The sequence below is a fragment of the Paractinoplanes rishiriensis genome (genome assembly GCF_016862375.1).
Classification (GTDB): Bacteria; Actinomycetota; Actinomycetes; order Mycobacteriales; family Micromonosporaceae; genus Actinoplanes; species Actinoplanes rishiriensis.
In genome coordinates this window covers 51196-64465 of the sequence record NZ_BOMV01000026.1, presented here as the reverse complement: position 1 = coordinate 64465, position 13270 = coordinate 51196, and the positions used below count along the sequence as shown (strand labels likewise).

At 69.1% G+C, this 13270-nt stretch carries 8 protein-coding genes; 4 read left to right on the top strand and 4 right to left on the bottom strand.

Annotated elements, in window-relative coordinates:
• Window positions 1–116 precede the first annotated feature (116 nt).
• The 4 genes from Ari01nite_RS13505 to Ari01nite_RS13490 all read left to right on the top strand — a co-directional run bounded on the left by Ari01nite_RS13505 (window position 117) and on the right by Ari01nite_RS13490 (window position 5168).
• The gene (locus Ari01nite_RS13505; RefSeq protein ID WP_203781549.1) at window positions 117–2588 is read left to right on the top strand and encodes an alpha-L-rhamnosidase-related protein; all 2472 of its coding nucleotides are present in this window, start codon (window positions 117–119) and stop codon (window positions 2586–2588) included.
• Complete coding sequence (locus tag Ari01nite_RS13500; protein WP_203781548.1) at window positions 2585–3235, top strand: SemiSWEET family sugar transporter; 651 nt, start codon at window positions 2585–2587, stop codon at window positions 3233–3235. The genes Ari01nite_RS13505 and Ari01nite_RS13500 overlap by 4 nt, the downstream gene beginning before the upstream one ends.
• 149 nt (window positions 3236–3384) lie before the next feature.
• Window positions 3385–4053 (top strand): hypothetical protein, encoded by a 669-nt coding sequence (locus Ari01nite_RS13495; RefSeq protein WP_203781547.1) that lies wholly within the window; start codon window positions 3385–3387, stop codon window positions 4051–4053.
• A 17-nt stretch (window positions 4054–4070) separates the two neighbouring features.
• Window positions 4071–5168 carry a Kelch repeat-containing protein gene (locus Ari01nite_RS13490; RefSeq protein WP_203781546.1) on the top strand — a complete coding sequence of 366 codons (1098 nt, stop codon included), beginning with the start codon at window positions 4071–4073 and terminating at the stop codon, window positions 5166–5168.
• An 8-nt stretch (window positions 5169–5176) separates the two neighbouring features.
• Here the strand turns inward: Ari01nite_RS13490 and Ari01nite_RS13485 are convergent, their stop codons facing one another.
• The 4 genes from Ari01nite_RS13485 to Ari01nite_RS13470 all read right to left on the bottom strand — a co-directional run bounded on the left by Ari01nite_RS13485 (window position 5177) and on the right by Ari01nite_RS13470 (window position 13053).
• Window positions 5177–9634 carry a CHAT domain-containing protein gene (locus Ari01nite_RS13485; RefSeq protein WP_203781545.1) on the bottom strand — a complete coding sequence of 1486 codons (4458 nt, stop codon included), beginning with the start codon at window positions 9632–9634 and terminating at the stop codon, window positions 5177–5179.
• A 5-nt stretch (window positions 9635–9639) separates the two neighbouring features.
• The gene (locus Ari01nite_RS13480; RefSeq protein WP_203781544.1) at window positions 9640–10017 is read right to left on the bottom strand and encodes a hypothetical protein; all 378 of its coding nucleotides are present in this window, start codon (window positions 10015–10017) and stop codon (window positions 9640–9642) included.
• Window positions 10018–10168: 151 nt separating this feature from the next.
• Window positions 10169–11605, bottom strand: coding sequence for an RICIN domain-containing protein (locus tag Ari01nite_RS13475; RefSeq protein ID WP_203781543.1), 1437 nt, complete (start codon window positions 11603–11605; stop codon window positions 10169–10171).
• A gap of 17 nt (window positions 11606–11622) precedes the next feature.
• On the bottom strand, window positions 11623–13053 hold the full coding sequence (locus tag Ari01nite_RS13470) for a pectinesterase family protein (RefSeq protein ID WP_239162726.1): 1431 nt from the start codon (window positions 13051–13053) through the stop codon (window positions 11623–11625).
• Between the last annotated feature and the right edge of the window lie 217 nt (window positions 13054–13270).

Sequence of the window (13270 nt, the reverse complement as noted above, 5' to 3'; positions counted from 1 at the left end):
GGTCGGGCATCGGACTCAGCCCGGCACCGGGAGGTACTGGTGGTACACCCATCGCTGGTGACTTCCACAGGCCCGGCCGGGCGGGTGTTCTGGAGCGAAAGACAGGGGGCTTCGCCATGTCGGCTACGAATTTCCCGGGCGTGCGGTGGCGCGGTCACTGGGTGGCGCCGGACGTCCCGCAGTTCTCGATCGACCCGGCGAGTGTCGGCTCGGACCTGGCGCCGGCCGGCTTCTCGCGAGCGCATTTCCGCCGGGTGGTCGATCTGACGGAGGTGCCGCCGCGGGTGCCGCTGCGGGTGTCCGCGGACTCGCGGTACGTGCTGTGGGTCAACGATGTCGAGGTGGGGCGCGGGCCGATCCGGTCACAGCCGCGACGGCTGCGCTACGACGAGTACGACATCGCCGCGCACCTGCAACCCGGGCCCAACGCCGTGGCGGCTCTGGTGACCTACTACGGCCACCCGAATTCCTTCTGGCAACCGGCAGCATCCAGCGGGCTGATGGGCCGCGACGTGCAACTCGTTCTCGAAGCCGACCTCGGCGACCACTGGCTGGTCACCGACGACCGGTGGCGGACACTGCGGTCGCGGGCATGGCGGACCCTCGACGCCGGCACAGCGCTGGACGGCGTTCCGATCGAGCTGCTCGACGCGCGCGAGCTCGACCCGGACTGGACGGCGCCCGGCTTCGACGACTCCTCGTGGCCCACCGCGACCGTGCTCAAGGCCAGCCACGACGGGGCGCTCGGCGAATCCCGGCCACCGCTCGACCCCTACGGCGCGATGCTGCCCCGCGGCATCGGAACGCTCGGCGGACCACGCATCGCGGCGCCGGCACTGACCGTACGGAAGGCACCGGTCGTCGCGGACCTGCCCGACCACCCGGCGGAACGGCTGGTCCGCCAGCTCCGCGAAGCCGGACCAGCCCGGACAGCTCAGCTGCCCCTGACCGTCGACCGCGGGACGGACGAGACAACGCTGGTCACGGTCGACTTCGGCCGGATCGTCGCGGGTCACGTCGAGCTCGAGGTCGACGCCCCGCCCGGCGTCCGGCTCGACCTGTTCTACCAGGAATCCGCGCACTACGACGCGGTCACCGGCCCGGTCGACTCCGCACCCCGCAGCAGCGCCAGCTACATCACCCGCGGTTCGGCCGACCACTACCAGGCCATCGACCTCAACGGCCTGCGGCAGCTCTTCCTGCTGATCCCCGCGGGCTCCGGCACGGTCACCGTCCGCCAGGTCGCCGTCCGCGAACACCACTACCCGTTCACCGGCGGCGCGACGTTCGAGTCCAGCGACCCCGAGCTGGACCGGCTCTACCGGGCCGGAATCCGCACCACCGAGCTGAACTCGTTCGACTCCTTCACCGACTGCCCGACCCGGGAACAGCGGGCCTGGGTCGGCGACGGGGTCGTGCACCAGATGGTGCACCTGACCACCAACGAGGACTGGCGGCTCGCCCGCAACTACGTCACCCTTGGCGCCTCCCCACGCCCGGACGGCATGCTCCCGATGAGCGTGGCCGGCGAGATCGAGTACCGTGGCGGCTACACCATCCCGGACTGGGCGCTGCACTGGATCCACGCAGTCTGGAACCAGTACCGCCACGACGGCGACAAAGCCGCGACCCTCGCGTTGCTACCGATAGTCGAGCGGGTGCTGCGCTGGTACGAGCCCTACATCGACGAAAACGGCACACTCACCGACGTGCCGGAATGGAACCTGATCGACTGGTCGAGCGTGTTCTCCAACGGCCGCTCCTCGCTGATCACCGGCCTGTGGGCACGCGGGCTGGCCGAGTACGCCGAGATGGCCGGCTGGCTGGGCAACACCGCATCGGCCGGCTGGGCCCGCGAACGGTGGGAACAGGCCCGCACCGGCTACGCCGACTTCTGGGACCCCGACCGCGGCAGCTACGTCGACCACATCCTCGACGGCAAGCGGATGCCCGCCCTGTCCCAGGCCGCCGGCGCCGTGGCGATCGTGTCCGGGCTCGCCCCGGCCGACCGGCACGCCGGGATCATCGACGTGATCACCGACCCGTCCCGCCTGGTCGTCCGGTCCTGGATCGGCGGCGCGGACGGCGGCTACGACATGACCAAAATCGTCGAGCATTCCCAAGGCATCTACCGCATCGGCTGGGACCCCGACCGGGAGATCGTGCTCGCCGAACCGTTCTTCAGCTACGTCGTGCACGACGCGGTCGCCGCCGCCGGAAAGGCCCACCGCCTCCCCGATCTCCTGCGGCGATGGAGCCAGTTCCTGCACGACGGCTTCGACACCTTCGGCGAATGCTGGGGCTGGGGCACACCGGTGCACGCCTGGAGTTCCACACCCACCAAAGACCTGATCTGGTACGTCCTCGGCGTCACCCCCGGCACCCCCGGATACACCACGGTCCGGATCGCTCCCCGCCCCGGCGCCCTCCAACGCCTCTCCGGGGCCGTCCCGACCCCGCACGGACTCGTACGGGTCGAGGTCGACGACGGCAAGGTCCGCGTGGACAGCCCCGTCCCGGTGCACTTCATCGCCCCGACCGGCAACGAAGTGTCCGCACCCGCCGGACACAGCGAATTCACCCTGTGACCGCAGTGGAGTTGCTGGGCTGGACCGGCACCGTCACCGGAACCATCCTGGGCCTGCCCCAAGCGGTCCGGCTGCTGCGAACCGGCCGAGTCGACGGCCTGTCAATGACGGCGTGGCAGGCCATGCTGGTGATCAACCTAATCTGGACCGCTCATGGCCTGCGGATCGGACAAGCGCCACAGGTTCTGACCAGTGCCCTGAGTTTGTGCGCCACCCTGCCGATCCTGCATCTGCTCGCCCGCAAGCGCGAACGCCACCTGCTCCTGGTGATGCTGCCTAGCATCGGCGGTGCTTGCGCCTTGATCGGTGTCGACCAGTTCCTCGGGCCGGCCGCCTTCGGGTCGGCCGCGATCGTCCCCGCCGTTGTCGCCAACGCGGGACAGAGCCTCCAGTTCCTCCGTGCCCCGCACATCGTCGGCGTGTCCGGACTGTTCCTGGCCCTGGCGGTACTGAACCAGGGTGTCTGGCTGTCCTGGGCGACAGCGGTGCCCGACCCCAGCACCGTGATCGCCGCATCCGTCACCGGAACGATCACCGTGTTCAACCTGACGTGGTGGTGGCTGCGTACCCGGCAGGTACCGCCGGGCGGCGAACGCAGTGTCAGGCGGGATTTGCCGGGTCGACCCAGTGCAGATCGGGCACGTTGACCACGTGGCGTCCTGGGTGGTGCGGGAGATGACCACCACGGCGTCGCCGACGGTCGGGCGGGCACTCACCGCACCTTGTCCTGATCTGGCTGCTCAAGCGACCGGGCCCGGATACGAAAGGGGGACCGACCGCTTGAAAGGAGAAATCAATGGACAGCGGACAAAGGTTCGATCTAGCCACGGCGCTCCTGGGCGCCTTTATCAGCATTGCGGGCGTTGCCGCGACGGTGTGGTTTACTTACTGGTCGTGGCGTAGCCAGCACAGGATAGATCAGGAAAATATAGAAAAGCAGCAACAATTCGACCTTGCGTTGGGTGCGGCGGAAAGGGTCCAGTCCCGCCTGACCGAGGCGGCTGGGTTCATCTTCGACTTCAAGCGTTCCAACGACCCCAGCTTGCTCGACCGAGCACTACTGGCCGCAGACGCCGCGCGCGCAGAAAAGAGTAACCTCACAATTTATCCCAACTTACCGGCGCATCTGGACGCGGCGTGGAAACTCATGAGGAACCTCGTGGGGAAGGATCGGAAGGCACGCAGCCTGGCGGCGGAGGACGACAACGACCTCGCCATGCCAGTCGTGCTGCTGTTCACCGATTCCGCCATCGAGAAACTATCCGATATATCGCGGAAAGTGATCGCAGCGAGGGCCCACCGAAGAGGAGTTCTATTTTCCCACGCCAATCGAGGCCAGGGAACGGCTCAGGCAGCGTTACGCAATCCTTCCGGGCTATCAAAGGACGAGAGGGAATGGGTCCTGTTCGTCGAGGAGCAATTCAAGAATGGACCTGTCAGTCAGGCCGAAGGCCCGCCGAGATGATCGGCAGGCCCGCAACCATGCGCCGCCCACTCGCGATGTGTCTGATCCTGACGGCCGGCGTGCTCTCCGCCGGCTGCTCCGCCGGTGAGCCACCACCACCGGCACCGCCCGGCCTGTCGATGGCCGTCGCCCGCGCGTCGCACACCGCGACCCCCCTCCGCGACGGTCGCGTGCTGGTCGTCGGTGGCTGCGTCGTGGACCACTGCGACGGCACCGCCGGTGCGGACAGTGAGCTGTACGACCCCGCGACCGGGCGGTTCGCGCCCGGCCCGCCGCTCGCCGTGCCGCGGGCCGGGCACACCGCGACTGCCCTCGCCGGCGGCGGCGTCCTGGTGGTCGGCGGGTTCTCGGGTGAGCGGCTGCCGCCGCTGGCCAGCGCCGAGGTGTACGACCCGGCGACCGGACGGTTCGCCGATGCCGGTGCGGTGTCGGCCCGCCGCGCGGAACACACCGCCACCCGCCTGCAGGACGGACGGGTGCTCATCGCCGGCGGGGCGGACGGCACCAACGTCCTCGCCGGGGCGGAGATCTACGACCCGGCGTCCGGCCGGTTCACTGCGGCTGCGGCGCTGCCGGGGCCACGGTCGTTGCACGGTGCGGCACTGCTCGCGGACGGCCGGGTCCTCGTCGCGGGTGGCCAGTCCGCGCGCGGCACGCTGCTCGACACGGCGGCGATCTATGATCCGGCCAGCGACTCCTGGGCTGAGGCCGGGCGGCTCGACGCGCCGAAGTACAAGCTGGCGCTGGCCGGGCTGCCGGACGGCGGCGCCCTGGTGGTGGGCGGCCAGACCGCCGACGAACGGCAGGCACGGCTCACCCGGACCGAGCGGTTCGATCCGCGCACCGGCGCGTTCCGGGCGGGGCCGGTGATGTCCGAGCCGCGATACAAGATCTCCGACGCGGTGGTCACCCTGACCGACGGACGGGTGGTCATCGCGGGTGGGTCCGGCGTGGACACCTACGCCGGCGGCGCGCTGCGCCGGCTGACCACCGTTCCCGGTCCGGAGCGGCAGTTCCCGGCGGCGGCCGCGCTCCCGGACGGGCGGGTTCTCATCACCGGTGGCTACGACGACCGCACGTTCCTGACCGCCACCGCCGTCGTGGTCCGGCCCTGAGGCCTGTTTCAGGAGGGATGGCCGGGCTGCGGGGCCCCGGAAGCGGAACGCTCGCGAGTCCCGGCTCCGAACAAGACGTAGTTCTCGGTGGCGCCGGTGCCACCGCGTCGCAATTCGCGGATGCGGGCCTCGACGGTGCCGGAGACCGCCCAGATCGGCCAGGGCATCCGGGACACCAGACCGGCGTCGGCTTGAAGCCTGTTCCATGCGGCCGCCGCCCGTTCCTGCAACACCTGTTCCGGACACGACTGCAGGCCCGCGAGTGCATCGGCGAACGCGTTTGGTGGCTCCTGATCGCGGAGGCCCGTGACGAAGTCGGTGACCAAAAGCGCCGAGGCCAGGTCGTTGACCGGGGCGATCGGGGCCGCCGCCCAGGTGCAACCACCGGCCAGTGCGGCTGTGGCGAACGAGAAGGCCTCACGCTCGTACGCGGTATCACCACGCCGGCCTGCATTGCAGGCCGCCACGAGGAAGAAGCTGACGTCGGCGAGGGCCGCGTCGGTCGCGATGTCGGCCAGGGACAGGCCGATGCTCAGCACCGTCGCCAGCGGATCGCTCTGGTCGAAGCTGCCGTGACAGCTGGCAACGATGATCGTTGCCCAGCCGGCGTGCTCAGCGAACTTTTCCATCGAGACATCGGCGCCGACAAGTGAGATCACCTCGACGTGGTTCTGAGCCGCCAGGGCGGCAGCCTCCATCCACGGGCCGATCAGGGTCGAGGTGTCGTCGCCGATGTGCAGAATCCGGATCGGCCCGGTGGGTCGCCCGCCGGCTCTGTCGCGGTCTGCCGTAACTGCCAGCCGGACCGTGGGCAGGTATGACAGGAGGCCGCCGCCGGGACGGTTCGCCAAGGCGTAACTCCCGGTCAGGGCTGCCACCGCCCGGCGATGCCGGGCCGGCAGTCCGGCCAGGCCGCCGACGTCGATCACCACCGGCTGCAGCTCCGGTGTCGGAGCGTCGCTCCAAGCGTCGAAGGCCGAACGCCAGCTCTCGAACAGCCGGGTGAGGTGGTCCGCCGCACCCAGGTCGATGCCGCCCGTGTACACCACAGCACCCGGGCCGACGAGATGGACCAGGTGCAGCGTCTCCCGCCGGACGATCTGATAGGTCACTATCCCGACCCGGGCGGACAAGGCCGCCGCCTCAGCGAAGCCGGCCCGCGTGTGTGCCAGCGACCAGGACACCACGGCAGGTCCGTGACCTTCCGGGAAGAAGCCGCGAAGCCAATCGAAATCGAGCCACCCGGCCTGCTCCGCGGTCAGAGCCTCGCCGGTGAACCGGCCGGCCAGCGCATCCGTGAACCAGCGCAGCAGAGGCGACATCCCACCATCGGTCACCCACCGCCGGGGCGGGTTGTGCCACCCCACTCTGCTGTGCGCCCGTACCCGTTCCGCCATCACGCTCAGGGCACGGGCTCGTCCCAGTTCGGCGATGTCGACCGCGACCTGCGGCGAGCCCTCCGCGAGCGCAGAGCACGCGGAGGCCACCAGTGACTCGCGCACCAGGTCCCGGCCGCGGATCTTGTCCAGCGGATCACCGTGGGCGAGCAGCTCGTCCTGGAGGAAGGTGATGCGCTCCAGGTCGCGCGTGTTGCGCGCGATCTCGCCGCGTAACCGGTGGCAGTAGGCCCGGGCGCGAAGCAGCTCGGCTTCCCGATCGGCGTCCACACCCCGGTCGAGGACCCGCGAGCAGAGCAGGATGAGCTTGTCGAGCTGGCTCGGCCGGGACCAGACCTCCGCCAGTGCGAGATGCCCGCGAAGGACCGACGCCAGCTGTGCCCAGTCGGCGTCGGCGGCGGTCGCGCAGGCGTCGTCGAGGAGACTGTCGACCGACACGATGAACTCGTCCCCGTCGAGCGTCGCGCCGAACTCCGCGACCACAATGGCGAGTGCCGTGAGCAGCTGACGCCGGGGGTCGTGCTCGCCGTCGTGCGGCATACCGGCGATGTCGCGCAGAGCGCGGACGGCGGCTTGCTGGTCGCGCTTCGAGCAAGCGTGCTGGACCAGCATTTGCATGTGGTCGTGACGCACTACCGCCAGCAGGGCGCGCACGGGTTCCGGATCGTCCGGTCGCGGTGCCAGCAGCACCGAATACCAGGCCGCTGACAGGTCCAGCTGACCGGCGTACCGGGCGGAATCGGCGACGAGGTACGCCGTGCGCACCAGCGTCATACGGTCGGGTGCCGGTAGATAACGCAGGAGGTAACCGACCTGCCGGCCGGCCATGTGCACGCCGACTGTCCGGCCGAACTGATAGGACGGAACCTGCAGCATCTCCAGCAGCCAGAACTGCAGCTCCCGGACCGCGTCGGTCAGATCGCCGCTGGATGTCATCCGGCGCCAGGTCGCCAAAGCGTGGTCGACGTTACCGGCGCTGTCCTCGTCGACCAGGCGCCGGGCTCGACGACGCATCCGGGCCGCCGTGTCGGGGCGGGTCGGGTCGATCGCCGTCGCAAGCCGGGCCGCGGTGTCGGCGAGCAGGGCGCGATCCACCGCGACGATCCGGCGCAGTGGGTCGTCCATCAACCCCAGCACGGCGTCGATGTGCAGATCCAGGACAGGTGGCGGGTCCAGGCCGGCACGGGTCAGCACGGCATGGCTCGCGTCGAGCAACTCGTGCCGGTGAGCCATCGCCGTGCTCTCGGCGACGTGGGCCGCGAGGAGAATGGCGTTGCCGGCCTGTATGCCGACCTTCGCCGGGTCCGCTGGGGACTCGCGGCGCCCGGTCAGGAATACCTGCAGGAAGACGGCGAACGCCGCCTCGGTGTCCGGCTGTTCCCGCTGCTCGCCCCGGTTCAAAGCGGCGATGGTACTGCTGGCCCGGGTATAGGCCAGGTTGGCGTTGAGGGAGGTGACGACGGACCCGGCCGCGGAGAAACGGTCACGATAGGCGGCGATCGCCTCCTCCGCCATGCGGTCCAGTGCGGCCGCGTCGAGCGCGAGAACGTGAGAGGCGACGTGAAGGAGCTGGGTGGCAGCCTCGGCGCGGGCCCGGTAGGCGAGTTCGAGTTCGATCTCCTCGTAACCCGCCCCCGAGATCACCTCCGCGGCAAGGGCGCCGGCACGCCGGAGCCAGCTCTCGGTCTCCCCCAGCCCCGCCGCATCTGCCGTGTACGTCCAGCGGATCAGCCGCCGGTACATCGCGATGGCGAGCCGGAGACGCGAGAAAGTCATGATCTCCTCGGCCTCGATCCGGCGGAGGATTCCGGCGGCGCGCAGCGTCTCGTCCTGGTCGGTCAGCTGCACGAGAAGATCATTGATCTCGGATACGAAGAACTGTTCGGGAGCGGCGTCGTCGGCCGGGCCGTCCCACCCGAACCGCCGGGAGGCCTGCCCGTGCAGCGCTGCAAGGAGGTCGGTGGCGTCCGCGCTGCGCCATTGCGGCAGCTCCCTCTCCAGCACCAGCGCCTCGACGGATGTCGGCCGAGCCGGAGACGGGGACAGATCCCGGTCGTCCGGCGGTGCCGCCTCCTGCTCGGCGTAGGCGCCGATCAGGGCGGCGAACGGCGCTGGATAACCGATGACGGCGGTGAGCCATCCCGTGTACGAGCGCATCAGATCGGGCTTGGCCTGCCGTGTCGCGAGAACGGCCCGCTGGACGTCCCAGGCGAGCAGGAGCTGGCCCCACTCCGGCAGTTCCGGCAGCATCGGAACGCCCGACTCCGCGGTGGTCACGAGTGCCTCGAGGAAGTCGGGAGCCCACGCCTGCCACAGGCGCCAGGCCTGGCGGGCGATCAGCGCCGGGTCGCCGGTGGCCCCGGCCTGAGCGAGCTGATGGACAGCGTGCTCACGAAGGGGCGGGGTGCGCAGTGCTACGCCGGGCGAGCGGTCGAAAGCGATCGCGGTGTCGGCGAAATTCCGGAGATCATCGGGCCTGGTCGCCGTCATCACCAGTGCGGTGAGGTAGTTGAAGTACAGCGCGCCACCGTAGAGCAGACCCGCGTCGGGCAACTCGTGTGACATGGCCGCTTCCATGAGTTGCCGGCCTCGACGGGCGAGACCGGGTCGCTGATCCTCGCGGACGAGTGCGTGGTGCAGAAAAGCACTGCCGAGCCGGGCCTGGACCTCGGCGAGGGCCTCGGGCCGGGACAGGGGCGGAGCGTTCCGGTGCCGGTTGATGAACTGGGTGACGGATTCGAGTCCGGCGACGTCCGCGCCGGGCAGCATCAACGCCTGGATCAGATTCTGCAGAATACCCGTGAACGACTGCTGCGACTCGGCCGAGGCGATGGTGAACAAGAGGTGATCGGCAGCCGCGCGGAACGCGGCGACGGCCTGGCCGGCGGTGTCCGCTTGAAACTTTCTGGCCAGCTGGGCGGTGACCATGCCGGACGTGTTCCACAGTAGGGCGAGCGTCGATGGATCGCGTGTCCGTTCGATGGCGGCGGCCAAGCGCTCCTGCAGGTTCTCGAGTTCTGTGCGGCTACCGGCGGCAATCGTATTGACTATTTCGTCGGGGTCAGACACGCCGGTTACTTTTCAGCGCCGTCCGCGGCCTGGGGCTGCTCTCCGGCGGCGGCACGTAACAGTGCGGCAAGCTGATCAACCGGAATGGTCACCAGATCGACCTCCTGTGCCGCGGTACCCGGCGCGGCCTGCAACCGGGCGACGGTGTCACCCTTGTTGCCGAACGCCTTCTTGAGCTGGCGCGCGATCGCCGTGGCGGCGGCCTGCGCCAGCGAGGTGGTCACGACGGTCACCAGCGACGTCGCGGCGGCGACGACGAGCGTCGGCACGAGGACCGGGTCGAGTCGTTCGGTTCGCAGGTAAGGCACGGCTAGACCCGCATCGATCAGGGGTCTGGCAACCTCTTGGGGAATCTGCAGATATACCGAGCGATCGTCCGCCACGTAGCTCCTCCGCACCTGTCGTGTGGATGGTCCTGGGCAACCCAGCGTAACCAGCACGGGCAACACCGCGATCGCCGGCGGTGCGGGCGTTCCGGTAGGAAACGCAGCCGCCGCGCTCTGGCAGGAGCGCGGCGGCCTTTGCGGATTGCTGCTAGCCGGTGATGCTCGCCTGCGGGCCCGTCGCGGAGCGCAGCAGGGCCGGCACGTTCGACGCCGGGTCGAGGGTGTACGAGTAGAAGCTGCTCGGGGTGAACGCCGAGCCGAGTGTCTGTGCCTTGCCCGAGCTGTTGACCAGGATGCTGCCGGTCTGGCGCAGTTGCGCGGTCGAGTCCGGGTAGTACGGGTTGGGACAGTTCTCGAAGTAGCTGTTCTCGATCACCATCTTGGTGGCGCCGCGGCTGTAGTTGCCGTACGAGGTGCAGCCCTGCAGGTAGTTGTTGTAGAGGTGGGCGTAGGCGATGTTGTCCGCGCTGGGGTTGCGGGTCTTGGTGTTCTGGAACCAGTTGTGGTGGATCGTGATGCGGGCGGTGACGTTCTCGGTCCAGCCGATGCCGAACGTCTTGTTGTTGTCCACCAGGTGGTTCCAGGACACGGTCAGGTTGGTGGTGTCCTTGCGGCTGTCGATGAGGCCGTCGTTCATCCGGGAGAGCCGGTTGTGGTCGATCCAGATCCGGTTGGCGGTGTCCATCTGGATGGCGTCGTAGTCGTAGGCGTCGTCACCCGGGTCGTCGTCCGCCATGGTGGTGTCGCGGATCGTGAGGTTGCGGATGATGACGTTCTGCACCCCGGCCGCGAGGAAGAAGCCGCCGCCGACGATGTGGCCGGAGGTGCCTACGCCGACGATCGTCTTGTTGGAGGCGACCCGCAGTTCGGTGCCCTTGGGGCTGATGTTGATCGTGCTAGCCACCCGGATGATGTACGGGCTGCTCGACGTCACGTACTGGTTGAGCTGCGCCTGGGTGGTGACCGTGACGGTCTGGCCGCCCGCGCCGCCGGTCGTGCCCGCCGCCCCGGCGAAGCCGTCCGGCGTGCTCGGCCAACTGCCGGGCGCGCCGCCGACCTGATTGAACCCCCACTGCTGGTTCGCGTTCGCGGCACAGCTCTCCTGGGTGACCGCCGCGCCGTTGGCCGTCGACGAGCCGGAGACCGCCAGGCACATCCCGCTCGCCACATTCCGGATCTGGTACGTGCCCGAACCCGACGCGGCGAAGGTGAACAGCTGCGGCGGCTTGGTGCCGTCGCCGCAACCCCACTGGTGGATCTGGACGCCGGCCGTAGCGGCCCCGTTCGGCACGTCCACGCACCGGGTGCTGTTGACGTTGACCAGGTTGAACTGGTTGTTGCCACGGGCCGTGACGGTGAACTGCTGGTTGGTCGCGGACGAGCAGCCCCACTGCTGGAGCAGCCCGCCGTTGTCCTTCGAACCGGCGGCCACGTCGATGCACCGGCTGCTGTTCGCGGCCGCGATGGTGTAGGTGCCGTTCGCCGCGGGTGGCACGGCGGCCTCGGACGGGAGCGCCGCGATCACCAGGGCGACCGGGGCAGCCAGGAGCACGGCCGCGAGGGCTGCGCGTCTCTTCGTACTCATCTGGATCTTTCTGCCTTTCAGAGGGGATTCCAGCCGTCGGTGCCGGCCAGGTAACGCTGGGGGGTGTAGTTCGCCGCCTGCGAGTCGGAGAGCTGCGGGCGGTTGCCGTTGGTACCCGCGCCGGAACCGGTGTTCTTGTATTCCAGGAAGCGGGCGTTCTGCCAGGTGTTGCCGGACATGTCGGTCCACGGCTGGGCGGTGCGGATGGTCGCGCTCAGGTTCGACTCGCGGTAGAGCACCTGCGCGCTCGGGCCCCACGGGCGGCCCAGCTGAGTGGTGTTGTTGGTCGCACCGGTGATCGTGCACCTGTAGAACAGGAAGCCGTACGCGTTCGCCGGGTCCGTGCGAGCGGCCGTGATCGGGCCGCCGGTGGAACGCTTCTCGTAGATCTGCGAGGCGTTGAAGACGCCGGTGCCGCCGCCGAAGATGAAGTCGACGGTGCCTTCGATGTACGAGTTCACGTAGTACGACCGGTAGTTGTTGAGCAGCAGGGTGTCCTGGGCGCCGAGGAAGCGCACGTTGTTGAAGATCGCCCGGTCGCCGTTCACGTTGACCGCGACCGCCTGGCTGCCCTCGCCGTAGTCGTTCGACATGGTCAGGTTGCCGGCGATGAAGTCCTTGCCGTTGACGAAGACCGTGGCGCTGCCCGAGGTGCCCCAGCCACCGGCCGAGCTGTGGTTGTTCACGATCAGTGTCTGGTTGGCCGCGGTGCCGGCGCCCTGGAGCGTGATGAACGGCTTGTTCGCCGGAATGGTCACGATCTCGCGGTAGGTGCCCGGCGCGATCGTGATGGTGCGGCGGCTGGTGTTGTTGGCCGGCACGGCGTCGATCGCGGCCTGCACGGTCGAGTACTGGCCGGTGCCGTCCTTGGAAACGGTGCACGGGCAGGACCCGCCACCGCCGCCGGAGACCGAGGTGAACTGCCACTGCTGGTTGGCGTTGGCAGCGCAGCCTTCCTGGGTGACCGCGGCGCCGTTCCCGGCGGTGGCGATCGACAGGCACATGCCGCTCGCCACGTTCCGGATCTGGTATCCGCTGCCGGAGGCCGCGAAGGTGAACAGCTGGGCCGGCTTGGTGCCGTCGCCGCAGCCCCACTGGTGGATCTGGACGCCGGCCGTGGCGGCACCGTTCGGCACGTCCACGCACCGGGTGCTGTTCACGTTGACCAGGTTGAACCGGTTGTTCGCCCGGGCCGTCACGGTGAACTGCTGCCAGGTCGCGCCGGAGCAGCCCCACTGCTGGAGCAGCCCGCCGTTGTCCTTGGAGCCGGCCGCCACGTCGATGCAGCGGCCGCCGTTGCCGGCCGCGATCGCGTAGGTGCCGCCGCCCGCGGGGGCCACGGCCGCCTCGGCCGGCATCATCGTCACGGCCACCGCCGCGGCTGTTGCGGACACCCCGACCACGGTCGCCAGCAGGCGCCTCGCGGTCCTGTTCAGAAAGCCTGACACGTCGGTCCTTCCTGGTGGGCGGGCAATTAAGTCAATCCATGAAAGTAAATGTTTCGCGAACATTACGACGGGGCGCCCGATTACGTCAACCCATGAAATAAATGGCGCTGACCTGCGCCGCAGACATTGACCAAGACCTCCGAACGGCTCTAACGTGGTCACCGTTCGGACGGCTCCGCGACCGTCGGTCGACGCGTGCCCGGCTCCCGGCGTAGAC